Raw genomic sequence first — 24276 nt, forward strand, 5'->3', positions numbered from 1 at the left:
GGCAAGTGCGCCGCGACCCATCCAGTGCGTGCCCCGTTCGGCCGCGAGCATGCGCGCTGGGTGCCGGACCGGCGGTGGCCGGGTGGCGGACGACACGTTCGCGCCCGCCCCTTTGATCGTTCCAAGAATCTCGCGGTAACGTCCGACCCGTGCGTGCCATCCGTCGCTTCACCGTCCGTCCCGTGCTGCCCCCGGCCCTCACCGCGCTCGGTGATCTCGCCGGCAACCTCCGCTGGTCGTGGCACCCCGAGACCCAGGACCTCTTCGCCGCCGTCGACGCCCGGCTGTGGGCCGAGGTCGGCGGCGACCCGGTGCGTCTCCTCGGGGCGGTCGACCGCCGGCGGTTCGAGGAGCTGGCCGCCGACGACTCCTTCCTCGAGCGGCTCGGCGCCGCCCGGGCCGATCTCGAGCAGTACCTCACCGGCGACCGCTGGTACCAGCGCCGCCTCGCGTCCGGGGCCGACGCGCCGGGCGCGATCGCCTACTTCTCGCCCGAGTTCGGCATCACCGCCGTGCTGCCGCAGTACTCCGGCGGCCTCGGCATCCTCGCCGGCGACCACCTCAAGGCCGCGAGCGACCTCGGCGTACCCATCGTCGGCGTCGGCCTGCTCTACCGCCACGGCTACTTCAAGCAGTCGCTCTCCCGCGAGGGCTGGCAGCAGGAGACCTACCCGGTCCTCGACCCCGACGGCCTCCCCATCTCCCTGCTGCGCGAGGAGAACGGCGAGCGCGCGACGATCAGCATCGCCCTGCCCGACGGTCCCGACCTGCTCGCGCGGATCTGGGTCGCCAGCGTCGGCCGCGTGCCGCTGCTCATGCTCGACACCGACGTCGAGGGCAACCCCGACCACTACCGCGACGTCACCGACCGGCTGTACGGCGGCAACAGCGAGCACCGGCTGCGCCAGGAGCTGCTGCTCGGCGTCGGCGGCGTGCGGGCGCTGCGGGCCTACTCGCGGATCACCGGACACCCGGTGCCGGAGGTGTTCCACACCAACGAGGGCCACGCCGGCTTCCTCGGCCTGGAGCGCATCCGCGAGCTCACCGTCGCCGAGGGCGGGCCGCGCCTCGACTTCGACACCGCCCTCGAGGTCAGCCGGGCGTCGACGGTCTTCACCACCCACACCCCGGTGCCGGCCGGCATCGACCGCTTCCCCCGCACGCTCGTCGAGCAGTACTTCAGCGACGCCGGCGCCACCCCCGGCGTCCCCGTCGAGCGCGTGCTCGACCTCGGCGCCGAGGGCTACGAGGGCGGCGACCCGGGCGTCTTCAACATGGCCGTGATGGGCTTCCGGCTCTCGCAGCGCGCCAACGGCGTCTCCCGGCTGCACGGCCACGTCAGCCGTGGCATGTTCAACGGCCTGTGGCCCGCCTTCGACGAGGCCGAGGTGCCGATCAGCTCGATCACCAACGGCGTGCACGCCCCCACCTGGGTCGGGCGCGAGGTCATCGCGCTGGCCGCCAGCCAGGGGGCCGATCCCGACAGCGACGACACCGACGCCTTCTGGGCCGCGGTCGACAAGGTCCCCGGCACCGAGATGTGGGCGGTCAAGCGGCAGCTGCGCGAGCGGCTCGTCCAGGACGCGCGCCGCCGCCTCGCCCGGTCGTGGGAGAAGCGCGGCTCGGCGCGCGCCGAGCTCGGCTGGATCGAGTCGGCGCTCGACCCCGACGTGCTCACGATCGGCTTCGCGAGGCGCGCCGCGTCGTACAAGCGGCTGACGCTGATGATGCGCGACCCCGCGCGGCTCAAGAGCCTGCTGCTGCACCCCGAGCGACCCGTCCAGCTGGTGATCGCCGGCAAGGCGCACCCGGCCGACGACGGCGGCAAGAAGCTGATCCAGGACATCGTGCGGCTCTCGGACGACCCGGAGGTCCGGCACCGGATCGTCTTCCTGCCCAACTACGACATCGCGATGGCGCAGCCGCTCTACCCGGGCTGTGACGTCTGGCTGAACAACCCGCTGCGGCCCTACGAGGCGTGCGGCACGTCCGGGATGAAGGCCGCGCTCAACGGCGGCCTCAACCTCTCGGTGCTCGACGGCTGGTGGGACGAGTGGTACGACGGCGACAACGGCTGGGCCATCCCCACCGCCGACGGAGTCGAGGACGTCGACCACCGCGACGACCTCGAGGCGGCGGCGCTCTACGACCTCATCGAGAACGAGGTCGCGCCGCGCTTCTACGACCTCGACGCCGAGGGCGTCCCGAGTCGCTGGATCGAGATGGTCCGGCACACGCTGAAGTCGCTGGGCCCGAAGGTGCTCGCGACCCGGATGGTGCGCGACTACGTCCGCGAGCTCTACCTGCCCGCCACGTCCACGGGTCGCCGGCTCAACTCCGACTACGACGGAGCCGTCGAGCTCGCCGCCTGGAAGAAGAAGGTGCGCACCGGCTGGGCAGGCGTCCGCGTCGAGCACGTCGAGAGCAGCGGCGTCGGCGACGCACCGGAGGTGGGCGACACCATGAGCGTGCGCGCGTTCGTCGCGCTGGGCGACCTCTCCCCGCAGGACGTGGACGTCCAGCTCGTGCACGGCCGGAGCACTGGTGACGACGAGCTGGTCTCCACCACCGTCGAGAGCCTGCACGTCGCCGAGTCCTACGAAGGCGGCCGGCACCGCTTCGACGGGGACGTCGTGCTCGACCACTCCGGCTCGTTCGGCTACACGGTCCGCGTCGTACCCCGCAACGACCTGCTGGCCACCCCCGCCGAGCTCGGGATCGTCGCCCTCCCCTAAGACGTTGAATCGGGACTTCTGACGCTTGAGTCCGGAGAAAAGTCCGGATTGAACCGTCAGAAGTCCCGATTCAACGGGTCAGACCTCGCGGAAGACGACGACGGTGCGTCGCCCGAGGGCGAGCCGGTCGCCGGCCTTGATCTGGGTGCCGACGGGGAGGCGGAAGTCGGTGGAGAGCACGACCTCACCGGCCTGCACCCAGTCGTTCTCGGGGATCGTGAGGCGCTGGGGCAGCCAGTCGGAGTTGAACCAGAGCATGAAGGACTTGTCGGCCTGCTGCTCGCCGCGCGGGCCGGGGGAGCGCAGGGGCGCGCCCGAGACGAACATGCCGACCGCGCGCAGGTTGGGGTCGTGCCAGTCGTCGCCGGTCATCTCCCGGCCCGACGGGTGCAGCCACGCGAGGTCCTTCGGGCCGCCGCGGATCGTGGGCCGTCCCTCGAACCAGTGCCGCTGCCGCAGCGCCGGGTGCTCGCGGCGCAGGCGTAGGGCGGTCTTGGTGATCTCGTAGACGTCGAGCCAGGCGTCGTCAGGGCGCCAGTCGATCCAGGAGGTCTCGTTGTCCTGCGCGTAGGCGTTGTTGTTGCCGCGCTGGGTGCGGCCGCGCTCGTCGCCCGCGGTGATCATCGGGACGCCGTTCGACAGGCACAGGGTCGCCATCATGTTGGCCGTCTGCCGACGCCGTACGCCGAGGAGCGCCGGATCGTCGGTCTCTCCCTCTGCGCCGTGGTTCCACGCACGGTTGTTGTCGGTGCCGTCGCGGTTGTCCTCGCCGTTCGCCTCGTTGTGCTTCTGCTCGTAGGACACCAGGTCGCGCACCGTGAACCCGTCGTGCGCGGTGACGAAGTTGATCGAGGCGTACGGCGAGCGCCCGTCGTCCAGGTAGAGGTCGGACGAGCCGGCGAGCCGGGTCGCGACCGTGCGGATGCCGGGGGAGTGGTTGCGCCAGAAGTCTCGGATCTCGTCGCGGTACTGGTCGTTCCACTCGACCCACGGCGGCGGGAACTCGCCGACGCGGTAGCCGTCCATCGAGGCGTCCCACGGCTCGGCGATCAGCTTCGCGTGGCGCAGCACGGGGTCCTGGCCGATCGCCATCAGCAGGTGGTTGTCCATGTCGACCCGGTGGTGCACCCGGGTCAGCGCCGACATCAGGTCGAAGCGGAAGCCGTCGACGTGCATCTCGGTGACCCAGTAGCGCAGCGAGTCGAGGATCAGCCGCAGCGCGTAGCGGTTCGACGCGTCGACGGTGTTGCCGCAGCCGGTCACGTCCCAGTAGGTGTCCTGGAAAGGCGCGCCCGGGCCGCTCTCGCCGGTGCGGCAGTAGAACCGGTCGTCGAGCCCCCGGAAGGACAGCGTCGGGCCGAGCGGACCCGCCTCGGCGGTGTGGTTGTAGACCACGTCGAGGATCACCTCGAGACCGGCCTCGTGGAACGACCTCACCATCTGCTTGAACTCGGTGACCTGCTGACCCCGGTCGCCCGAGGCGGAGTAGGCGTGGTGCGGGGCGAAGAAGCCGATTGAGTTGTAGCCCCAGTAGTTGGTCAGGCCGCGCTCGGTCACCGACGGCTCGGACACGAACTGGTGCACCGGCAGCAGCTCAACCGCGGTGACGCCGAGGTCCTTGAGGTAGTCGGTGACCGCCGGGGTCGCGAGCCCGGCGTACGTCCCGCGCAGCTCCTCCGGCACCCGGTCGTGCAGCTTGGTCATCCCCTTGACGTGCATCTCGTAGATCACGCTGTCGCGCCAGCGGTAGCGCAAGGGCTTGTCGTCGCCCCAGTCGAAGCGGTCGTCGACGACGACGCTGCGCTGCACGTACGGCGCGGAGTCGTGGGTGTCCATCGCCGAGGGGTCGCCCAGGACGTAGCCGAAGATCGCGGGGTCGACGGTCAGGTCGCCGGAGACGGCGCGGCCGAACGGGTCGAGCAGCAGCTTGTTGGGGTTGAAGCGCATCCCCTGCTCGGGCTCCCACGGCCCGGCGACCCGGTAGCCGTAGCGCGTGCCCGGCGTCACCGCGGGGATCGCGCCGTGCCAGATGCCGAGTGCCTGCTCGGTGAGCCGGTGCCGCTGCTCGCCGCCCTCGTCGTCGAAGAGGCAGACCCAGGCGGCGGTGGCGCGCGGCGCGTACACCGCGAAGTTGGTCGACTCCTCGGACCAGGTCGACCCGAGGGGCCAGTTGCGGCCGGGCCACACCGGGGCGCGCTCGCCGCGACTCCTCCACAGTCCTGGGGTCACCCGCACCATTCTTGCCGATGACGGCACAATGCCCGAGACCGGATGTCGACAGGACCGCGAGCAGAGAGGCGAGGTGCGTGATGGGCGAGTTCGTACGACTGGAGGTTGCCGACGGGGTCGGGACGATCCGGCTGGACCGGCCGAAGATGAACGCCCTCAACGTGCAGGTGCAGGAGGAGATCCGGGCCGCCGCGCTGGAGGCGACCGAGCGCGACGACGTCAAGGCGGTCGTGCTGTACGGCGGGGAGCGGGTCTTCGCCGCGGGTGCGGACATCAAGGAGATGGCCGACATGGGCTACACCGACATGGTCAAGCGCTCCGGTGCCCTCCAGTCCTCCTTCTCGGCCGTCGCGCGGATCCCGAAGCCGGTCGTTGCCGCGGTCACCGGCTACGCGCTCGGTGGCGGCTGCGAGCTGGCGCTGTGCGCCGACGTGCGCTTCGCGGCCGAGGACGCCGTGCTCGGCCAGCCCGAGATCCTGCTCGGCATCATCCCCGGCGCCGGCGGGACCCAGCGGCTGACCCGCCTGGTCGGGCCGAGCAGGGCCAAGGACCTGGTCTTCACCGGCCGCTTCGTCAAGGCCGACGAGGCGCTCGCCATCGGTCTGGTCGACCGCGTGGTGGCCGCCGACGCCGACCGCACCGTGTACGACGAGGCCGTCGCGTGGGCGAAGCAGTTCGCGGGCGCCGCGTCGTACGCCGTCCGTGCGGCCAAGGAGAGCATCGACCGCGGGCTCGAGGTCGACCTCGAGACGGGGCTCGAGATCGAGCGCCAGCAGTTCGCGGCGCTGTTCGCGACCGAGGACCGGACGATCGGCATGGCCTCCTTCGTGGAGAGCGGCCCCGGGAAGGCGTCGTTCGTCGGTCGCTGACGCGGCGCGGTTCGGCATACTCTCGGTTTGCAGTGCGTCCCGGATGGGGATGGTCGCCCCGAACGAGCGGGCAGGCACGTGCCCGGCGAGGACGACCAGGACAGGGTGAGGCAGGTGGCGACGAGGGTGGCCGAGCGGCAGAAGACCAGCAGTGGCCTCGCGATGGTGCGGACCCGGCTGGCTCAGGTGGTCTGGCTGGTCGCGGTGGTCTGCGCGCTCTTCCTCGCGACCGGCGCTCTCCTGATCGCGCTCGACGCCAACCAGGACAACGCGCTGGTCTCGTTCGTCCTCGACACCGCCGACAGGATCGACCTCGGCGTGTTCTCGCGCGACAACGGCATCTTCACCTTCGAGGGCAAGGACGCCGCGACGAAGAGCGCGCTGGCCAACTGGGGCCTCGGCGCCGTCGCCTACCTGATCGTCGGCCGCATCGTGGAGCGGATCGTCCGGCCCTGAGCGGTCCCGCTGGCCGGGACCCGAGCGTCACGGCGGCGCTGTGACGTATCCGACCCCGCTGCCAGTTTCGGCGGTTCATACGCGACGGTAGCCTCACGACCACATCCCTGGATTGAGGCAGGTCGCACCGCGGCGCCTCGAAATCGGACACAGGAGGGGCCGGTCCGGCCACACCACCATGAACATTGTCGTCTGTGTGAAGTATGTCCCCGACGCCACTGCCGACCGGCAGTTCGAGTCGGACAACACCGTGGACCGCGTCGGTGTCGACGGTCTGCTGTCGGAACTCGACGAGTACGCCGTGGAGCAGGCGCTCCAGCTGAAGGAGAAGGCCGGGGACGACGCCGAGGTCACGGCGCTGTGCATCGGCCCCGAGAAGGCCGTCGACGCGGTGCGCAAGGCGCTGCAGATGGGTGCCGACAAGGGCGTCCACGTGAGCGACGACGCGATCGCGGGCTCCGACTACGTCGCCACGTCGCTGGTGCTCGCGAAGGCGATCGAGAAGATCGGTGCGCCGGACGTCGTCATGTGCGGCATGGCGTCGACCGACGCCTCCGGCGGTGTGGTGCCGGCGATGCTGGCCGAGCGCCTCGACCTCCCGCAGGTCACGCTCGCCTCGGTCGTCGAGACGCAGGGTGACCAGGTCCGCATCAAGCGTGACGGTGACACCGCGACCGAGGTGGTCGGCGCCACGATGCCGCTGGTGCTCTCGGTGACCGACCAGTCGGGCGAGGCGCGCTACCCGTCGTTCAAGGGCATCATGGCCGCGAAGAAGAAGCCGCTGGAGTCCTGGTCGCTCGCCGACATCGGCGTGGACGCCAGCCAGGTCGGCCTCGACGCCGCGTGGACCACCGTCGAGGAGACCACGGCCCGCCCGCCGCGCACCGCCGGCGAGATCGTCAAGGACGAGGACGGCTCGGGCGCCACGGCGCTGGTCGAGTTCCTCGCCTCGAAGAAGTTCATCTGAGGAGCTGCCCGATGTCTGAAGTTCTCGTTCTCATCGACCACGTCGACGGCGCGGTGCGCAAGCCGACGTACGAGCTCCTCACCATCGCGCGCCGCCTCGGCGAGCCCTCCGCGGTCTTCATCGGCCCGGCCGACAAGGCCGACGAGGTGACGGAGAAGGTCAAGAAGTACGGCGCCGCCAAGGTCTACGTCGTCGACGACGCGCAGATCAAGGGCTACCTGGTGGCCCCCAAGGCCGAGGCCCTGCAGCAGATCGCCGGCCAGGCGCTCAGCAATGACGGGCTGGCGGCCATCCTGATCCCGTCCTCCGCGGAGGGCAAGGAGATCGGCGCCCGTCTCGCGATCAAGCTCGAGTCGGGCCTGATCACCGACGCCGTCGACGTCCAGGAGGGCGGTGTCGCCACGCAGAGCGTGTTCGCCGGCAACTACACGCTGACCGGCAAGGTCACCAAGGGCACGCCGATCATCACCGTGAAGCCCAACTCGGCCGCTCCGGAGGAGTCGGAAGGCGCCGGCGCCGTCGAGAACGTCTCCCCGACGGTCTCCGACGCGGCGAAGAAGGCGCAGGTCGTGGCCTCGCAGCCGCGGAAGGCGACCGGCCGTCCCGAGCTCACCGAGGCCGCGATCGTGGTCTCCGGCGGGCGTGGCACCGGCGGCAACTTCGAGCCGATCGAGGGTCTGGCCGACTCGCTCGGCGCCGCGGTCGGCGCCTCGCGTGCCGCCGTCGACTCGGGCTGGATGCCGCACAGCTTCCAGGTCGGCCAGACCGGCAAGACCGTCTCGCCGCAGCTCTACGTCGCCAACGGCATCTCCGGTGCGATCCAGCACCGCGCCGGCATGCAGACCTCGAAGACCATCGTGGCCGTCAACAAGGACGAGGAGGCCCCGATCTTCGAGCTCGTCGACTTCGGCGTCGTGGGCGACCTCCACTCGGTCCTCCCGACCGCCACTGAGGAGATCAACAAGCGCAAGGGCTGACCGCCGTCGACGCTGACCCGCCCGGAACTTTCGGGCGGGTCAGCGTGCATCTCGGGCTCGGCGCGCAACTACGCTCGCGCCATGAGCATCCAGCAGGACGTCGTCGCCGTCGCGGAGCTGGCCCGGGCGGCCAGCCACGGCCTCGCGCTCGCGACCCGGGCCGCCAAGGACGTGGCGCTCGAGGCGATGGCGGGCTCGCTGCTCGCCCACGAGGCCGAGATCCTGGCCGCCAACCGCGAGGACGTCACGCGGGCGGAGGACGGCGGCGCCCCGCCGAACATCGTCGACCGGCTCCGCCTCACTCCCGACCGGGTGGCCGGGATGGCCCAGGGCCTGCGCGACGTGGCGGGCCTCCCGGACCCCGTGGGCGAGGTGGTCCGCGGCAGCACGCTCGCCAACGGGCTCGAGCTGCGCCAGGTGCGGGTGCCCTTCGGCGTGGTCGGGATGATCTACGAGGCTCGCCCCAACGTCACCGCCGACGCCGCAGGCATCTGCCTGAAGTCGGGCAACGCCGTGCTGCTGCGCGGCAGCTCCAGCGCCCGGTCGAGCAACGCCGCGATCGTCGCCGAGCTCCGCGAGGCGATCGAGGCGGCCGGGCTCGACCCCGACGTCGTCCAGCTCGTGCCCGGGGACGGCCACGACAGCGTCAAGGCGCTGATGCGCGCCCGCGGCCACGTCGACGTCCTCATCCCGCGTGGGGGCGCCGGCCTGATCCGGTCGGTCGTCGAGGAGTCGACCGTGCCCGTCATCGAGACCGGCGTCGGCAACTGCCACGTCTACGTCGACCGTGCGGCCGACCTCGACAAGGCGCTCGCGATCGTGCTCAACGCCAAGACCCACCGCACCAGCGTGTGCAACGCCGCCGAGTCGCTGCTCGTGCACGCCGACCTTGTCGAGACGTTCGTCCCGCGTGTGGTCGCCGCGCTCCAGGAGGCCGGGGTGACCGTCCACGGCGACCAGGCGTTCCAGGCCCACGACGGAGTCGTCGCGGCGACCGACGACGACCATGCCGCGGAGTACCTGTCGCTGGACATCTCCGCCGCCGTCGTCCCCGACCTCGACGCGGCGATCGCCCACATCCGGCGCTTCTCCAGCCAGCACACCGAGGCGATCGTGACCGAGGACGTGGCCGCCGCGCGCCGCTTCGCCGCCGCCGTCGACTCCGCCGCGGTGCTCGTGAACGCGTCGACGCGCTTCACCGACGGCGGCGAGTTCGGCTTCGGCGCGGAGATCGGGATCAGCACCCAGAAGCTGCACGCGCGCGGGCCGATGGGACTGCCCGAGATGACGTCGACCAAGTACGTCGTCACCGGCGACGGCCACGTCCGCTGACCGCTCCGCCGGCCGTCGAGGGGGACCGGTAGGCTGTCGCCCATGCTGAACCCGTACGTCGTCGCCCTCGCCGCGGAGGAGCACGTCAACGAGAACGTGCCCAACGAGTGGCTCGTCGGTGGCGTGACCCTCGCCATCCTGCTCGCGATGCTGCTCGCGCTGCTGATCTTCGGCGCCGGACGAGAGCACAGCTGACGACCGGCCCGCAGACCGACCCGACCTCCCACGTGCGCCGCCGCGTGGGGGTGATGGGCGGCACGTTCGACCCGATCCACCACGGGCACCTCGTGGCCGCGTCGGAGGTGCAGGCGTGGTTCGACCTCGACGAGGTCGTCTTCGTGCCGACCGGTGACCCGTGGCAGAAGTCCGACCGGGTCGTCACGCGGGCCGAGCACCGCTACCTGATGACGGTGATCGCGACGGCGTCCAACCCGCGGTTCACCGTCTCCCGGGTCGACATCGACCGGCACGGGCCGACGTACACCATCGACACGCTGCGCGACCTGCGCGCGCAGCTGCCGGAGGTCGACCTCTACTTCATCACCGGCGCCGACGCCCTGGCCGAGATCTTCACCTGGCGCGACGCCGGCGAGCTGTTCGAGCTCGCCCAGTTCGTGGGCTGCACGCGGCCCGGCTACACCATGGACGCCGAGACCCTGACCAAGATCCCTGCCGACCGGGTCACGATGGTCGAGATCCCCGCGCTCGCGATCTCCTCCACCGAGTGCCGCGACCGGACGCGGCGCGGCGAGCCGGTCTGGTACCTCGTGCCCGACGGCGTCGTCCAGCACATCGCCAAGCACAACCTGTACCCCAAGGACGAGAGTTGACCGCCACCGACCACGCTCTCGAGCTCGTGCACGCCGCCGCCCGCGCGGCGTCCGACAAGCTCGCCCAGCAGATCGTCGCCTTCGACGTCAGCGACCAGCTCGCGATCACCGACGCCTTCGTGCTCGCCTCGGCCACCAACGACCGCCAGGTCAAGGCGATCGTCGACGAGGTCGAGGACAAGCTCCGCCAGGTCGGCGCCAAGCCGATCCGCCGCGAGGGCGAGCGCGACGGACGATGGGTGCTCATCGACTACGGCGAGATCGTCGTGCACATCCAGCACGAGGAGGAGCGCCAGTTCTACGCGCTCGAGCGACTCTGGCGCGACTGCCCGACGATCGCGCTGCCCGCCGACGTCGTCTCGCATGAGCGCTGAGCGCCCCGCGCCCCGGCGCCTCGTGCTGCTGCGGCACGGCCGGACCGCCTGGAACGCCGCCCGCCGCGTGCAGGGCCAGCTCGACGTCGAGATCGACGACACCGGGCACCGGCAGGCGGCCGCGGTGGCGCCGGTGGTCGCCGCGATGGGCCCGGCGGCGCTCTGGTCGTCCGACAGCGCCCGCGCCCGCCAGACCGCGGCGTACGTCGCCAAGGAGACCGGCCTCGACCCGACGTACGACGCCCGCCTGCGCGAGTACTTCCTCGGCGAGCGGCAGGGCCTGACCCACGACGAGTACGCCGCGCTCGCGCCCGACGAGTTCGCGGCCTTCCGGGCCGGCGACTTCGACGTCGTGCCCGGCGGCGAGACCGCCGCGCAGGTGGCCGGCCGTGTCGTCGCGGCCGTGCGCGACCTGCTCGCCTCGATCGCCCCGGGGGAGGTCGCCGTCGCGGTGTCCCACGGCGCCGCGATCCGCGACGCCGTACCCGTCCTGCTGGGCTGGCCGGTCACCGAGCGGGCCGCGCTCCACGGCCTGCCGAACTGCGGCTGGGCCGAGCTCGACCGGGCCGATGCCGACGGTTCGCTGCGACTGGTCGCCTACGGCCGGACGGTCTCCTGACGGCCCGACCACCCCGATTTCGCATCGCGCGAGTCCGTTGGCTAGTATTCCGCGAGTTGTCACCCGCAGTGCGGGGGTAGCAACGTCCGGGGCTGTGGCGCAGCTGGTAGCGCATCTGCATGGCATGCAGAGGGTCAGGGGTTCGAGTCCCCTCAGCTCCACCGAACAGGTCGAAGGCCATGTCCGGCTCCCAGAGATGGGACGGGACGTGGCCTTCTGTCATCTGCGCACCTGTCAGCTCGGCCGCGATCCCTCCGGCGGCGTCTGCGCGACGTCGGTCCACACCTCGGTCATCTCCGAGATCCGCGCGTCTCGGACGGTGATGAAGGTTGCCACCTCGAAGTGGGTGAGCTGGCCGTCGACATGTGCCGTGACGTGGCAGCGCCCGACGGCGCGCGTGGCGGAACCCACGAGGTCTTCGAGGACCAGGTGATCGAAGCCCGGGTACTCGGCGTTCAGCCGCACCCAGGAGTCACGGTCGAACGTCTCGTCGGTGTGGACGTAGCGACAGACGAACTCGTCGTGCAGGAGCGCCGGCAGGCCATCCCAGTCGTGTGCGTCGATGAGGTCACAGAGACGTGTCATGAGGTCTGAGGCGTCCACGTCCCCATCCTTCTACACTCCTGAGTCGCGTGACTCGGTCGGGCGGTCGTCGCCCGTCATAGGTCCTCGACCGCTCCGGCGAACGTGAACCGTCGGGCCACGTCGTAGGTCTCGGCGTCGTTGGCGGCCGCCACCATCTCGGCGGAGCTCCGCGCGGCGACGAGGGCGACGTCGTCGGCGAACCACAGCTCCGCGACCAGGTACGGCGCCCCGTCGGCGCCGGGCAGGCTGAGGGTGAAGCGCTCGAGGCCGGGGACCGCCTTCACCAGCGGGACGTGCCGGTCGCGGTAGGCGGCCTCGAAGGCCTCGCCGTCCGCGGGGTCGAAGTACTGGACGGTGATCTTGTGCATCGGGCGCGAGCCTCCTCGTTGCCGCCTTGACCGGGACGAGAGCATCCTGCCACAGTGCTGAGCGAACGCTAAGTAGGCACGCATTGGAGGAGCATCGGTGGCATCGGCGGTGGAGCTGGCAGCGGCAACACGGGAATTCGTCGAGCGGCTGGTGCTGCCCGTCGACGACGCGCACGACGGCGACGTCGAGGCTGCCGGCGGCGACAAGCTCCGGGTGCGGCTGCAGGGGGAGGCCCGCGCGGCCGGTCTGCTCTCGCCCCACGGCCCGGTCGAGTACGGCGGGCTCGGGCTCGGCATGGTGGACCGGGCGCCGGTGCTCGAGGCGGCGGGCCACTCGCTGTTCGGTGCCATGGCGATCAACGCGAACGCGCCCGACGAGGGCAACGTCCACCTGCTCGACCTGGTCGCGTCCCCGGCGCAGCGCGAGCGCTACCTCGCGCCGCTGGTCGCCGGCCAGCAGCGCTCGGCGTTCGCGATGACCGAGCCGGCCCCGGGGGCGGGCTCGGACCCCGGCCACCTGACGACCGGCGCGGTGCGGGGCGACGGCGGGTGGGTGATCAGCGGGCGCAAGCACTTCATCACTGGCGCGGACGGCGCCGGCTTCTTCATCGTCATGGCGCGCACCAGCGGTGAGGTCGGCAGCGCCCAGGGCGCCACGATGTTCCTGGTGCCCGCGGACCGGCCGGGGCTCGTGGTCGAGCGCCACATCCACACGATGGACCGCTCGATGATCGGCGGCCACTGCGAGGTGACCCTCGCCGACGTCTTCGTCCCGGACGACGACGTGCTCGGCGAGGTCGGCCGCGGCTTCGCGCACGCGCAGGTCCGGCTCGGCCCGGCTCGCATGACCCACGTGATGCGCTGGTCGGGCGCGGCGCGCCGGGCGCACGAGACGGCCGTCCGCTACGCCGCCGAGCGTCCGATGTTCGGCTCCCGGCTCTGCGACCTCGGGATGGCGCAGCAGCAGATCGCCGACAACGAGATCGACCTGGCCGCCACGCGGGCACTTCTCCTGCAGGCGTGCGCGGAGCTCGACGCGGGTGAGCGCGCCTCGAAGGCGACCTCGATCGCGAAGACCTTCGCGGCCGAGGCCCTGGGCCGGGTGGTCGACCGGGCCACCCAGCTGTGCGGCGGGCTCGGTGTCTCCCAGGACCTGCCGGTCGCCAGGATCGCACGCGAGCTGCGACCGTTCCGGATCTACGACGGGCCGTCGGAGGTGCACCGGTGGTCGATCGCGAAGCGCGCCGTGCGCGAGGTCGTCGGGTGAGCGGCGCGACGCACCTGACGTCGGAGGACCTCGCGGCCGTCGCCACGGCGATGCGGGACGCGGGCCGCGAGGTCGGCGCGCTCACCGCGACGATGCTCACGGCCGGCCGCTCGAACCTCACCTACGTGATCGGCGACGGCGCCTCGCGCTGGATCCTGCGGACGCCGCCGCGCGCCGGGCGGACGCCCTCGGCCCACGACGTGGCCAGGGAGTTCCGTGTGATGTCGGCACTGGCCGCCGACGTGCCCGTGCCATCGCCCGTCGTCCTCGTCGAGGACGAGGCGGTGATCGGAGTGCCGTTCACCGTGGTCGACTTCGTCTCCGGAGTGACCGTGCAGCACCAGGAGCAGCTCGACCGGCTCGACGACGGCGAGCTCGCCGACGTCGTCGCGGCACTCGTGGGCACGCTCGCCGACCTCCATCGGGTCGACCCGGGCGCGGTCGGGCTCGACGACTTCGGCCGGCCCGACGCCTACGCGCAGCGGCAGGTGCGCCGCTGGACCCGCCAGTGGCAGGCGGTCGGCGTGGACGGGCTCGACCCGCTCGCGACCGAGCTCGCCGGCAGGCTTGCGGCCTCCGTGCCCGACCAGCGGCGAACGTCGGTGGTCCATGGCGACTACCGGATCGACAACACGATCCTGGACGGTCGCGACCGTCTGGAGCGCGTCGGAGCCGTCGTCGACTGGGAGCTCTCCACGCTCGGCGACCCGGTCGCCGACGTCGCGGTCATGTGTGCCTACCGCCACCCGACCTTCGACCTGATCGTCGGGGCCCCGAGTGCGTGGACGAGCCACCGGCTGCCGACGGTCGAGGGACTCGCGCAGACGTACGAGAGGGCGAGCGGCGAGACCCTCGCGGACTGGGACTTCCATCTCGCCCTGGCGTACTTCAAGGTCGCCGTCATCGCCGCGGGGATCGCCCACCGGGCCCGCGAGGGCGCGGCGTCCGGCGCCGGCTTCGCGACGGCGGGCGACGCCGTCGAGACCTACCTGGGCCTCGGCCTCGAAGCCCTGGGTGTGCGCGTCTGAGGCGGCAGGCGGGCTACGGCGCGTCGCAGGACCAGCGGCCGTCGTCCTCGAGGACGCAGACCGGGCAGTCGTCGGGCGCGCCGGCCAGCTCGTCGCCGGCGAGCAACATCTCCGCGAGCATCGGCTGGCGGGTCGACGCGGGCACGCGGGTGTCGCGCGCGGGGCGTACGCCGAGCGTGAGCATCGACCGGACGACCTGGTGGCCGGCAGCGGTCGGGTCGACCACGGGGATACTCGCCCTCGCAGCGAGCACGCCGGCGACGGGGCTCATGCAGTTGCAGCCCAGGATCACCGAGGCGGCTCCCTGCGCCGCGACGGCGTCGATCTCGTCCAGGATCCGGCGGACCATGTGCTCGCGCCCGTCCTTCATCTGGCTGAGGAAGTTGTCGTCGTCGGCCAGGGTGGCCTGCTCGGCCGGCGTCGAGACGTAGCGGACCGACGTGCACCGGTCGGCCGCGTCCTGCTCGCGCAGCAGGCGCTCGTAGACGAACGCCATCGTCTCGGGCCAGATCGTCACGATGCCGAACCGATCGCCGAGGCTCGCCGCGGTCACGAGGCTCGCCTGGCCGCAGCCCATCACCGGGACGTCGACGGCGGCGCGCACGGCGGCCGCGCCGTAGTCCGGCAGCGCGCCGATGACGATGCCGTCGTAGCCGTGCGCGGCCGCGCGCAGGCCGGCCTCGGCGTACGCGACGTCGGAGAGCAGGAGGTCCATCGGGTCGACCGGTCGCACCGAGACGAGGGTCTCGATCTCGTCGACCGTGACGCCTGGCTGCGCCGGCAGCCGGTCGGTCCGGGCGGTCCCCTTCAGGGTCAGGTAGGCGATGCGCTTCACGTCGTTCCTCTCCGGGGGATCAGAGCCCGTGGCAGGCCGCGGTGAGCGCGACCTCGGCCATCGCGCTGTCGGGCACCGTGTACGCCGTCCGGTCGCGGGCCCGGTCGACGTGGGTCTGGAGCTCCTCGGGGGTGAGGGCGGCGTCGAAGAGCCCGGGGCCGGTGCCGATGAAGACCTCGGCGACCCGGCCGGCCCCGGCGGAGAGCACGCGGCCGGACAGCGTGCACTCGTCGTGGGCCAGGTAGGCGACCACCGACGACACCAGGCTCGGGTCGAGGTGGGGGTCGAGCGACCCGAAGACCCCGTCCGCCATCCGGGTGCGGGCGATCGGTGCCACCGCATTGACCGCGATGCCGGCCTCGGCCCCCTCGTGGGCCAGGGAGACGGTGAGCCCGACGATGCCCATCTTCGCGGCGGCGTACGCCGAGGCGTGGGACATGCCCCAGAGGCCGACGCCGGAGGTGGTGTTGACGACCCGGCCTCGACCGCGAGAGGCCATGGCGGGCCAGGCCGCGCGGGTCACGTTGGCCGTGCCCAGGAGGTGGGGGCCGAGCACCGCTGCGAACTCGTCGGGGGAGAGGTCGGCGAAGCTCTTGCGTCCGCCGGTGACGCCGGCGTTGTTGACGACCACGTCGATCTGACCGAAGTGCTCCAGGGCGGAATCGACGATCGCGACGGCGCCCGCCGCGCTCGCGACGTCGTGGTCGTCGGCGACCGCCCGCCCGCCGCTCGCGCGGATCTCCGCAGCCACCGCCTCGGCGGGCTCCGCACTGCCGCCGGAGCCGTCCAGGGCGCCGCCCAGATCGTTGACCACGACCGCGGCCCCGCGCTCCGCCAACAACAATGCATGGCTGCGACCCAGGCCGCGACCCGCTCCGGTCACGATCGCCACCTTGCCCTCGAACCCGATCACGGCACGCGCCTCCTTGCTGGACAACGTCGACCCGAGTCTGTATAGCAGAAGAACATTCCATCGTACAGAACCTGAAGGAGACATCAGTGGGAGCACGTGAAGCACGCTTCGAGGGCCGTTCGGTGATCGTGACCGGAGCCGGCTCCGGTATTGGGCGGGCGACGGCGCTCGCCTTCGCCCGAGAGGGAGCGTCGGTGACCATCGCCGACATCGCCGAGGCTGGTGCGAAGGAGACGCTGGCGCTGCTCGAGCGCGAGGGCCTGGTCGGGCGCGTGGCGGTCGTCGACGTCGCGGACGCTGTGTCGGTCGAGGCGATGGTGTCCGGCGCCGTCGACGCGTACGGCGGGCTCGACGTCCTGCACAACAACGCCTACTGGGCCCCGCTGAACAGGGACGTCGTCACGACCACCGAGGAGGAGTGGGACCGCGCGCTGGACGTGACCCTCAAGGGAGTCTGGCTGGGCTCCAAGTACGCGATCCCGCGTCTGGTGGCCCGCGGCGGTGGTGTGATCGTCAACACGGCGTCGGCCGCGGCGTACGTCGCGTCGCCGAGCTTCGCCGCCTACACGGCTGCCAAGGGTGGCGTGGTCGCGCTCACCCACTCGATCGCCAAGGACTTCGGCAAGGACGGCATCCGCTGCAACGGCGTCGCGCCCGGGCTGATCGTCACCCCGGCGACGGCCGAGGTGCTCACCGACCCGAACCGGATGCGGACCATGGACCACTCGCTGGTGGGTCGCCCCGGGCAGCCGGAAGAGATCGCGAACGCGGTGCTGTTCCTCGCCAGCGAGGAGGCCGCCTTCATGACCGGCCAGACGATGGTCGTCGACGGCGGGCGCCTGGTCGGCTGACCCGCACTCCCGACCCGAGGCCAGAAAATTCTGTACGGCAGAATGGCTCTCTGTTAGCGTCGCACGCCGCAGCCTGCCCATTCCGAGGGAGGCGTCAGCGGAGGAGTTGATCGTGATGGGTGTGTCGGAACGATCGGTGCCGGCGGCGACCAGCAGGCGCGCCGTTCTCGGTGGTGGGCTCGCGGCGCTCGGAGGGGTGCTGCTCCTCAGCGGGTGCAAGGCCAGCGGCGCGTCGGACGGTGGCGACGCGGGCGGTCTGACCGGGCAGGCGGCGATCTCCGGTCTCGAGTCGATCATCTGTGCGGCGCCCTACGTGATCGCGGCCGACAAGTTCTACGGTCCGCAGGGGATCGACGCGACCAACGTCCACGTCGCGGGCGGCACCGACACGGTGCGCGCGATCCTGGCGAAGAGCCCGGCCGGCTCGGCGGCGACGATCTCGGCGATCCTGGCCTACCAGGGTGGCGCCAAGAACCTGCGGGTCATCGGCGGCGGCTTCAACCGGCCGTCCGTCGTCTTCGTCTCCAAGAAGGGCGCGGGCATCGCCTCGCCCGCCGACCTCGCCGGCAAGAAGATCGGGATCGCCGGGACCGGCAGCCCCGTGGAGTTCTTCGCGAACCTCGCGGTCACCAGCGCCGGGCTGACGCCCGGCAAGGACGCCGAGATCGTCACGGTCGGCGACTACGCATCGGTGTGGCCGGCGGTCGCCGAGGGCGTCGTCGACCTCGGGGCCCTCGTCCCGCCGCAGTCGACCCAGGTCGAGGTGGGCGGCGAGGGCGAGATCGCGATCGAGTCGAGCTCGCTGACGAGTGACTGGGCCGACGTGTGCATCTGCACGACGGCCGAGGAGCTGGAGCGGAACCCGAGCGGGCTGAAGGCGTGGATGTCGAGCGTCGGCCAGGCCCTCGACCTGATCCGCGAGAAGCCCACGGAGGCGGCGGGCATCTGGGGCAAGGCGCTCGAGCTGGACCCCGAGGTCGCCGAGGCCGCGCTCGCGTCGGTGCCGAAGGACGCATGGACGCTCGACATCTCGGAGCCCTTCCTCACCTCGCCCGCGAAGGCCGCCGTCGAGCTGGGCCTCGCCGAGAGCGACGACATCGAGGGCCTCTACGACTCGAGCGTGCTGGACTCGCTGTGAGCGGACCCGGGAACGCGCAGTCGCTCGAGTTCGAGGACGTGTGCCTCGAGTACGCCGGCCGCCACGGCGTGACCCCGGCCGTCAGCGGCCTGACCGCGAGTGTGGACGCCGGGAGGTTCGTCTCGCTGATCGGGCCGAGCGGGTGCGGCAAGAGCACGCTGCTCGACATCGCCGGGGGGCTCCTGCCCCCGACGAGCGGGGTGTGCCGCCTCGGCGGCACCGACGTGACAGGACCGCAGTCCACGACCTCGATGGTCTTCCAGGAGGCCGCCCTGCTCCCGTGGCGATCGGTCCTGGACAACGTCGCCTTCCCGCTCGAGGTGAAGGGCGTCCGGGCCTCCGAGCGCCGGGCGCGGGCCGCCGAGCTGCTCCGCACGGTCGGCCTCGACGGGTTCGCCAACGCCTACCCGTCGGAGCTCTCCGGCGGCATGCGCCAGCGCGTCTCCATCGCCAGGGCCCTGGTGACCGATCCGGCGCTGCTGCTGATGGACGAGCCTTTCGGTGCGCTCGACCAGCAGACGCGAAGCATGATGGGCCTCGAGCTCACCCGGACCTGGGAACGCGTGCAGTGCAGCGTGCTGTTCGTGACGCACGACATCGGCGAGGCGGTGGCGCTCTCCGACGAGGTCTGGGTCCTCTCGCGGCGGCCGGCGCGGCTGCTGACCCGGATCGAGGTCGACCTGCCGCGCCCGCGCGCCGACGACCTCCCGCTGCAGCCGCGCTTCCAGGAGCTCGAGGCCGAGATCTGGGGGACCCTTCGCGAGGAGTCGCGCGCGATGGGTGTCCCGGAGCGCGTGGGGGTGTGAGTCGATGAGCATGGCGAATGCTCGCCTTCGAGACGTGTCCGTCGTGGCGGCCCGCATCGGAGTCGTGGCCGCGCTGGTCCTGTGCTGGGAGCTCGGGTCCCGGTCGGGCTACCTCGACCCGTTGACCTTCTCCAGCCCGAGTCGGGTCGCGCCGCAGTTCGTCGACCTCTTCTCCTCGCCCGTCGTGAGCGTCGACCTGGAGTCCACGGTGAAGAACGTCGGCTTCGGCTTCGCGTCCGGTGCCCTCGCGGGCGGGGTCCTCGGGCTCCTGCTGCTGGGCATGGGCGAGTCGGTCCGCGGCATCCTGCTGAACTACGTGGTGTCGCTGCAGGCGATTCCGCTGCTCGTCTTCTACCCGCTCCTGCTGACGATCTTCGGCCTCACGAGGCTGCCGATCGTCATCATCGTCGCGGTCGTCGTGATGGTCCCCGTGACGGTCGGCGTGACGAACTCGTTCGCCGCGGTGCCGAGATCGCTGGTGCGGCTCACGCGGGCGCTCGATCTCTCGCGTGGCACGGCCCTGCGGAAGGTCTACCTGCCCGCCGCGGTGCCGCTGCTGTTCCCCTCGCTGCGGCTCGGCTTCCTCCTCGCGATGGTGAGTGCCATCGGGATGGAGTTCGTCGTCGCGTCGCAGGGGCTGGGCTACGCCGTCGCGCACAGCTACCACGCATTCGCGACCGATCAGATGTACGCGCTCATCGTGTTCATCTGCCTCCTTGCCGTGGTCGTCGACGTGGCCCTGACCGCGGTCGAGAACCGCCTGCGACGGGACCGGGTCGCATGAACACCCCACGAAATCGCACGCTTCCCCCGCTGCGCTCCTCCAGCGCACGATTCCGCGGGGACCCCGCATGAGCGCCGCCACGGTCTCGGCGTCCGAGGCGACCGCACCCGTGGTGAGGCGACCGTCGACGCGGCTGATCGGCGTCGCGATCAACGTCGCGGTGGTCCTCGGGCTCCTGCTCGCGTGGTGGGGCGTGTCGACCTCCTCCCGGTACGTCGCCGCTCCCGGTGAGACCCTCCGGTCGCTGTGGCGCGGCCTCGTCGACGGCGACCTGGGGTCGGCGGCCGTCGACACGGTCGGCTCGGCGGTGGTGGGCTTCGCGGGTGCGGCCGTCGTCGGCGTGCTCGGGGGCTACCTGCTCGCGGTGCGCCCGTTCCTCGGCGCCGTCATGACTCCGCTGGTGCGCTGCTACGGAAGCATCCCGCACATCATCTTCCTGCCCATCCTGCTGAGCGCCTTCGGTGTCGGCCATCAGTCGAAGATCGGGATGGCGGCGCTCGTCTCGGTGCTGCCGGTGCTGATGTACACGGCGTCGGGCGTGCGCGAGGTGTCTCCGCTGCTGGTGAAGGTCGGCCGGTCGCTCGACATCGGGGTCCTCGGCATGGCGTTCCGCATCCGCCTGCGTGGGGCGGTGCCCTCCGTGGTGGTGGGGTTGCGTCTGGGCTTCGCGGCGGCGTTCCTCGCGGTCGTGATCTCGGAGTTCTTCGGCTCGGAGGCCGGCGTGGGGGTGGAGATGGCGCGCGCGTACGGCGCGTTCGCCTACGACCGCCTGCTCGCGACCGTGGTCCTGGCGCTGGCGATCTCGTTCACCGTCAACTGGCTCTTCCTCCTGCTCGAGCGACGTCTCGGCTACCGGTCCTGACGGTGCGGATCGCCGGTTGACATCGCTATTTCTGTAGACCAGAATCTATCTCTGATCTACAGAAGAAGGAGGCTGCTCATGCGCGACGCGGACGTCGTCCTCGCGAACGTGCGCCGGGGGATGCTCCCGGCCCACATCTACAACGACACCGAGGTCTTCGAGGCCGAGAGGGAACGGCTGTTCTCGCGCTCGTGGATGTTCGTCGCCCACGAGTCCGAGATCCCGCAGGTCGGCGACTACGTCGTGCGCCGGGTGATGGACAACTCGTTCATCGTCAGCCGCGACCAGTCCGGCGACGTGCACGCGATGTTCAACATGTGCCTGCACCGCGGCATGCAGGTCTGCCGCGCCGAGCAGGGCAACGCCTCGCACTTCCGCTGCCCCTACCACGGCTGGTCCTACCGCAACGACGGCCGCATCGTCGGTCTGCCCTTCCACCAGGAGGCGTACGGCGGCGAGGCGGGCTTCGCCCGCAAGGGCCAGCGCCTGGTGCCGGCACCGAGCCTGGACAGCATCAACGGCCTGATCTTCGTGTCGATGGACCCGGACGCCCCGCCGCTGCGGGAGTTCCTCGGCGACTTCGCGTTCTACCTCGACTACTACACCAGGCAGAGCCCGAGCGGCGTCGAGGTGCTCGGCCCGCAGCGCTGGCGGGTCAAGGCGAACTGGAAGATCGGCGCCGAGAACTTCGCCGGCGACATGTACCACACGCCCCAGACCCACACGAGCGTCGTCGAGATCGGCCTCTTCCGCGAGCCGAAGGCGGAGAAGCGCAAGGACGGCTGCACCTACTGGGCCGGCCGCGGCGGCGGCACGACGTACAAGCTCCCCCCGGGCTCGCTCGAGGAGCGCCTGCAGTACGTCGGCTACCCCGACGAGATGATCAAGAAGATGTTGGAGCAGTGGTCCCAGGACCAGCTCGACGTGATCGGCCGCGACGGCTTCATGATCTCCGCTGCGTCCGTCTTCCCGAACCTCAGCCTGGTGCACAACTGGCCCAAGGTCGCCGACAGCGACGACGTGCTGCCCTTCATCTCCCTGCGCCAGTGGCAGCCGATCAGCGCCGACGAGACCGAGGTGCTGTCGTGGTTCGTCGTCGACAAGGAGGCGCCGGAGGAGTTCAAGAAGCTCTCCTACAAGGCCTACCTGATGTGCTTCGGCAGCAGCGGCATGTTCGAGCAGGACGACGTCGAGAACTGGGTCTCGCTCACCAACACCGCCGCCGGCACCATGGCGCGCCGGCTGCTGCTCAACGGCCGGATGGGCATGCTCCAGGACGACACCCCGGTCGTCGAGCCGCTCGCGCCCGAGGAGTTCGCCGGACCGGGCGTCGCCCGGGTCGGGTACGGCGAGTACAACCAGCGCGCGCTGCTGGCCGAGTGGGCCGACCACCTCGAGCAGGAGCCGCCCGCGACCGCGACGACGGTCGTCGGCATGTCCGGTCAGGCGGAGTGCTCGTGACGACCTACCTCCCGATCCGGTCGGCCGACTCCCCGCTCGGCCAGGACGCCCCGACCACCGACGCGGTGGGCGCGTCGCTGGCCTTCGACGACCCGCGGCACCTGCTGGCGCACCGCTGGCTGGTCGAGGAGACCTACGTCCTCGACCACCAGGACTACGACGCCTGGCTGGGCCTGCTCGCCGAGGACATCCACTACTACATGCCGATCCGGGTCACGACCGCGCTCGGCACCGGCTACGACACCGCGAAGCGGATGGCGCACTTCGACGAGGACAAGTACTCGCTGAGCCGCCGCGTCGCCCGCTTCCAGACCGAGCACGCCTGGACCGAGGACCCGCCGTCCCGGATCCGTCACCACCTGTCCAACGTGCGCACCTTCGCCACGGCGAACGACGACGAGCTCGTCGTCGAGTCCGCGGTGCTGCTCTTCCGCAGCCGCGGCGACGTCAACGAGGCCTCGCTCATCTCGGCGGGTCGCACCGACCTGCTCCGGCGTGCCGGCGCCCTCGGCGGTGGTTGGCTCCTCGCCCGTCGCCACATCGCGGTCGACGAGTCGGTGCTCCGCACCCAGAACCTGGCGATCTTCCTGTGAAGCTCTCGTGGGAGGGCGAGGCCGAGGACGCAGCGGCGGCGGCCCGGGCCGGTTCGGAGCTCGAGACGCTGCGCGCGCACGCGGAGGGTGACGTCGTCACGGTCGGCAACGAGTTCGCCGAGGTCCGGGTCTCCAAGGTGCTGACCCGCAACGGCGCCCGACTGCTGGTGGAGTCGCCCAAGAGCGGCCAGTGGATCACGCTGGACCCGCTCGAGCTCGAGTCGCTGACCTGGCAGAACACCGCGACGTTCTCGGCGATGGTGGGCAACCCGTTCGCGCCGCTCTTCCCCGAGGCCGAGCAGTGACCGGCTGGCTCGACGGCAAGCGCGCCCTCGTGGTCGGCGCGGGCTCCGGCATCGGTCGCGGCGTCGTGGACGCGTTCCTGGAGGAAGGAGCCCGGGTCGCTGCTCTCGAGCTCGACCGGGCCAAGTGCGCCGCCCTCGGCGAGGAGCGCGACGACGTGGTGGTCGTCCAGGGCGACGCGACGACGCGGGTGGCGAACGAGCAGGCGGTCGCCACCGCGCTCGACGCGTTCGGCGGCCTCGACGTGCTCGTCGGCTGTGTGGGGATCTTCGACTTCTACCGGCCGCTCTCCGACATCGACCCCGACGACGTCGATCGCGCGTTCGACGAGATCTTCGCGGTCAACGTGAAGTCGCAGCTGCACTCGGTGAAGGCGGCCTCGGCCGCCCTGCGTGCCTCGCGCGGCAGCGTCGTGCTCACCGAGTCGACCTCGGCGTACTACCCCGGCCGGGGCGGCGCGCTCTACGTCGCCTCGAAGTTCGCCGTCCGCGGGCTGGTGACCACCCTCGGCCACGAGCTCGCGCCCGAGGTGCGCGTCAACGGGGTCGCCCCCGGGGGCACCCTCGGCACCGACCTGCGCGGTCTCTCGACCCTCGGCCTCGACGACCGTCGGCTCGACGGTCCCGACCGCGCGGCCGACCTGGCCGCGCGCAACCCGCTCGGCGTGGCGCTCTCGGGCGCCGACCACGCCTGGAGCTACGTCTTCCTCGCGTCCGACCGGGCGCGGGGCATCTCCGGCCGCACCGTCCACAGCGACGGCGGCATGGGGATCAAGGTCTGAAGGAGCTCACGACATGCCGGTGCTGAAGGCCGATCTGGCCGCCTGCCAGGGCTACGCCAACTGCGTCGTCGCCGCCGACGACGTCTACGACATCGACGACGACGGCCTCGTCGTGCTGCTGCGCAGCGAGGTCGAGGAGTCCGACCGGACCCGCGTGGAGACGGCGGCGCGCAGCTGCCCGGTCTCCGCCCTCTGGCTCGAGGACGCATGAACACCCCACGACGTTCTTCTCCTCCCCCGCTCCGCTCCTCCGGCGAACAACGCCGCAGGGACCCCGCATGAACACCCCACGGCGTTCTTCTCCTCCCCCGCT

27 protein-coding genes and 1 tRNA gene are annotated in these 24276 nt (G+C 71.4%); 23 read left to right on the plus strand and 5 right to left on the minus strand.

Annotated elements, in window-relative coordinates; translation table 11 throughout:
- Positions 1-149: 149 nt before the first annotated feature.
- Positions 150-2735, plus strand: a complete 2586-nt coding sequence (gene glgP / locus PZ894_RS23190; RefSeq protein WP_275748418.1) for an alpha-glucan family phosphorylase — start codon at positions 150-152, stop codon at positions 2733-2735.
- Between the two features lie 78 nt (positions 2736-2813).
- Here glgP and glgX read toward each other — a convergent pair whose 3' ends face one another.
- Positions 2814-4964 carry a glycogen debranching protein GlgX gene (gene glgX / locus PZ894_RS23195; RefSeq protein WP_275748419.1) on the minus strand — a complete coding sequence of 717 codons (2151 nt, stop codon included), beginning with the start codon at positions 4962-4964 and terminating at the stop codon, positions 2814-2816.
- An 80-nt stretch (positions 4965-5044) separates the two neighbouring features.
- Here glgX and PZ894_RS23200 point away from each other — a divergent pair, with 80 nt between their 5' ends.
- The 10 genes from PZ894_RS23200 (at position 5045) to PZ894_RS23245 (ending at position 11549) form a co-directional block, all read left to right on the plus strand.
- The gene (locus PZ894_RS23200) at positions 5045-5833 is read left to right on the plus strand and encodes an enoyl-CoA hydratase-related protein (protein ID WP_275748421.1); all 789 of its coding nucleotides are present in this window, start codon (positions 5045-5047) and stop codon (positions 5831-5833) included.
- 114 nt (positions 5834-5947) lie between these two features.
- On the plus strand, positions 5948-6289 hold the full coding sequence (locus PZ894_RS23205; RefSeq protein WP_275748423.1) for a hypothetical protein: 342 nt from the start codon (positions 5948-5950) through the stop codon (positions 6287-6289).
- Between the two features lie 178 nt (positions 6290-6467).
- Positions 6468-7256, plus strand: a complete 789-nt coding sequence (locus tag PZ894_RS23210) for an electron transfer flavoprotein subunit beta/FixA family protein (protein WP_275748424.1) — start codon at positions 6468-6470, stop codon at positions 7254-7256.
- A gap of 11 nt (positions 7257-7267) precedes the next feature.
- Positions 7268-8233, plus strand: a complete 966-nt coding sequence (locus tag PZ894_RS23215) for an electron transfer flavoprotein subunit alpha/FixB family protein (RefSeq protein WP_275748426.1) — start codon at positions 7268-7270, stop codon at positions 8231-8233.
- 81 nt (positions 8234-8314) lie between these two features.
- Positions 8315-9565 (plus strand): glutamate-5-semialdehyde dehydrogenase, encoded by a 1251-nt coding sequence (locus tag PZ894_RS23220; protein WP_275748428.1) that lies wholly within the window; start codon positions 8315-8317, stop codon positions 9563-9565.
- 42 nt (positions 9566-9607) lie between these two features.
- The gene (locus PZ894_RS23225) at positions 9608-9760 is read left to right on the plus strand and encodes a hypothetical protein (protein WP_275748429.1); all 153 of its coding nucleotides are present in this window, start codon (positions 9608-9610) and stop codon (positions 9758-9760) included.
- A 32-nt stretch (positions 9761-9792) separates the two neighbouring features.
- Entirely contained in the window at positions 9793-10395 is a 603-nt protein-coding gene (nadD, locus tag PZ894_RS23230; RefSeq protein ID WP_275748430.1) for a nicotinate-nucleotide adenylyltransferase, read from the plus strand.
- The gene (gene rsfS / locus PZ894_RS23235) at positions 10392-10769 is read left to right on the plus strand and encodes a ribosome silencing factor (protein ID WP_275748431.1); all 378 of its coding nucleotides are present in this window, start codon (positions 10392-10394) and stop codon (positions 10767-10769) included. Before nadD ends, rsfS begins: the two co-directional genes overlap by 4 nt.
- Positions 10759-11388: a histidine phosphatase family protein gene (locus PZ894_RS23240; RefSeq protein WP_275748432.1), complete on the plus strand. Its 630-nt coding sequence runs from the start codon at positions 10759-10761 to the stop codon at positions 11386-11388. Before rsfS ends, PZ894_RS23240 begins: the two co-directional genes overlap by 11 nt.
- Before the next feature lie 88 nt (positions 11389-11476).
- Positions 11477-11549 (plus strand) — tRNA-Ala (locus PZ894_RS23245).
- Positions 11550-11622: 73 nt separating this feature from the next.
- Here the strand turns inward: PZ894_RS23245 and PZ894_RS23250 are convergent.
- Together PZ894_RS23250 and PZ894_RS23255 are read right to left on the minus strand one after the other, a co-directional pair.
- Complete coding sequence (locus tag PZ894_RS23250) at positions 11623-11991, minus strand: nuclear transport factor 2 family protein (protein ID WP_275748434.1); 369 nt, start codon at positions 11989-11991, stop codon at positions 11623-11625.
- 56 nt (positions 11992-12047) lie between these two features.
- Complete coding sequence (locus PZ894_RS23255) at positions 12048-12341, minus strand: EthD family reductase (RefSeq protein WP_275748435.1); 294 nt, start codon at positions 12339-12341, stop codon at positions 12048-12050.
- A 97-nt stretch (positions 12342-12438) separates the two neighbouring features.
- On the opposite strand from PZ894_RS23255, the gene PZ894_RS23260 reads away from it, so the two are divergent.
- Positions 12439-13608, plus strand: a complete 1170-nt coding sequence (locus PZ894_RS23260; RefSeq protein WP_275748436.1) for an acyl-CoA dehydrogenase family protein — start codon at positions 12439-12441, stop codon at positions 13606-13608.
- Entirely contained in the window at positions 13605-14636 is a 1032-nt protein-coding gene (locus tag PZ894_RS23265; protein WP_275748438.1) for a phosphotransferase family protein, read from the plus strand. The genes PZ894_RS23260 and PZ894_RS23265 overlap by 4 nt, the downstream gene beginning before the upstream one ends.
- A 13-nt stretch (positions 14637-14649) precedes the next feature.
- Here PZ894_RS23265 and PZ894_RS23270 read toward each other — a convergent pair whose 3' ends face one another.
- On the minus strand, positions 14650-15471 hold the full coding sequence (locus PZ894_RS23270; protein WP_275748439.1) for an aspartate/glutamate racemase family protein: 822 nt from the start codon (positions 15469-15471) through the stop codon (positions 14650-14652).
- A 19-nt stretch (positions 15472-15490) separates the two neighbouring features.
- The gene (locus tag PZ894_RS23275) at positions 15491-16408 is read right to left on the minus strand and encodes an SDR family NAD(P)-dependent oxidoreductase (protein ID WP_275748441.1); all 918 of its coding nucleotides are present in this window, start codon (positions 16406-16408) and stop codon (positions 15491-15493) included.
- A gap of 62 nt (positions 16409-16470) precedes the next feature.
- Here PZ894_RS23275 and PZ894_RS23280 point away from each other — a divergent pair, with 62 nt between their 5' ends.
- From PZ894_RS23280 to PZ894_RS23325, 10 genes are all read left to right on the plus strand, one after another.
- Positions 16471-17235, plus strand: coding sequence for a glucose 1-dehydrogenase (locus PZ894_RS23280; protein WP_275748442.1), 765 nt, complete (start codon positions 16471-16473; stop codon positions 17233-17235).
- A 121-nt stretch (positions 17236-17356) separates the two neighbouring features.
- Positions 17357-18373 carry an ABC transporter substrate-binding protein gene (locus PZ894_RS23285; RefSeq protein ID WP_275748443.1) on the plus strand — a complete coding sequence of 339 codons (1017 nt, stop codon included), beginning with the start codon at positions 17357-17359 and terminating at the stop codon, positions 18371-18373.
- Positions 18370-19179: an ABC transporter ATP-binding protein gene (locus PZ894_RS23290; protein WP_275748445.1), complete on the plus strand. Its 810-nt coding sequence runs from the start codon at positions 18370-18372 to the stop codon at positions 19177-19179. Before PZ894_RS23285 ends, PZ894_RS23290 begins: the two co-directional genes overlap by 4 nt.
- Before the next feature lie 34 nt (positions 19180-19213).
- Positions 19214-19963, plus strand: a complete 750-nt coding sequence (locus PZ894_RS23295; RefSeq protein ID WP_275748447.1) for an ABC transporter permease subunit — start codon at positions 19214-19216, stop codon at positions 19961-19963.
- Between the two features lie 67 nt (positions 19964-20030).
- A complete protein-coding gene (locus PZ894_RS23300) occupies positions 20031-20825 on the plus strand; it encodes an ABC transporter permease subunit (protein WP_275748449.1) in 795 nt (264 codons plus the stop codon).
- A gap of 78 nt (positions 20826-20903) precedes the next feature.
- The gene (locus PZ894_RS23305; RefSeq protein ID WP_275748451.1) at positions 20904-22286 is read left to right on the plus strand and encodes an aromatic ring-hydroxylating dioxygenase subunit alpha; all 1383 of its coding nucleotides are present in this window, start codon (positions 20904-20906) and stop codon (positions 22284-22286) included.
- Entirely contained in the window at positions 22283-22879 is a 597-nt protein-coding gene (locus PZ894_RS23310) for a 3-phenylpropionate/cinnamic acid dioxygenase subunit beta (RefSeq protein ID WP_275748453.1), read from the plus strand. The genes PZ894_RS23305 and PZ894_RS23310 overlap by 4 nt, the downstream gene beginning before the upstream one ends.
- Complete coding sequence (locus tag PZ894_RS23315) at positions 22876-23184, plus strand: hypothetical protein (RefSeq protein ID WP_275748454.1); 309 nt, start codon at positions 22876-22878, stop codon at positions 23182-23184. Before PZ894_RS23310 ends, PZ894_RS23315 begins: the two co-directional genes overlap by 4 nt.
- Positions 23181-23963 carry a 3-(cis-5,6-dihydroxycyclohexa-1,3-dien-1-yl)propanoate dehydrogenase gene (gene hcaB, locus PZ894_RS23320; RefSeq protein WP_275748455.1) on the plus strand — a complete coding sequence of 261 codons (783 nt, stop codon included), beginning with the start codon at positions 23181-23183 and terminating at the stop codon, positions 23961-23963. The genes PZ894_RS23315 and hcaB overlap by 4 nt, the downstream gene beginning before the upstream one ends.
- A 13-nt stretch (positions 23964-23976) precedes the next feature.
- Positions 23977-24174 (plus strand): ferredoxin, encoded by a 198-nt coding sequence (locus PZ894_RS23325; RefSeq protein WP_275748456.1) that lies wholly within the window; start codon positions 23977-23979, stop codon positions 24172-24174.
- Positions 24175-24276 lie beyond the last annotated feature (102 nt).

The organism is Nocardioides sp. YIM 152315 (genome assembly GCF_029210375.1).
In the GTDB taxonomy this organism is placed as follows: Bacteria; Actinomycetota; Actinomycetes; order Propionibacteriales; family Nocardioidaceae; genus Nocardioides.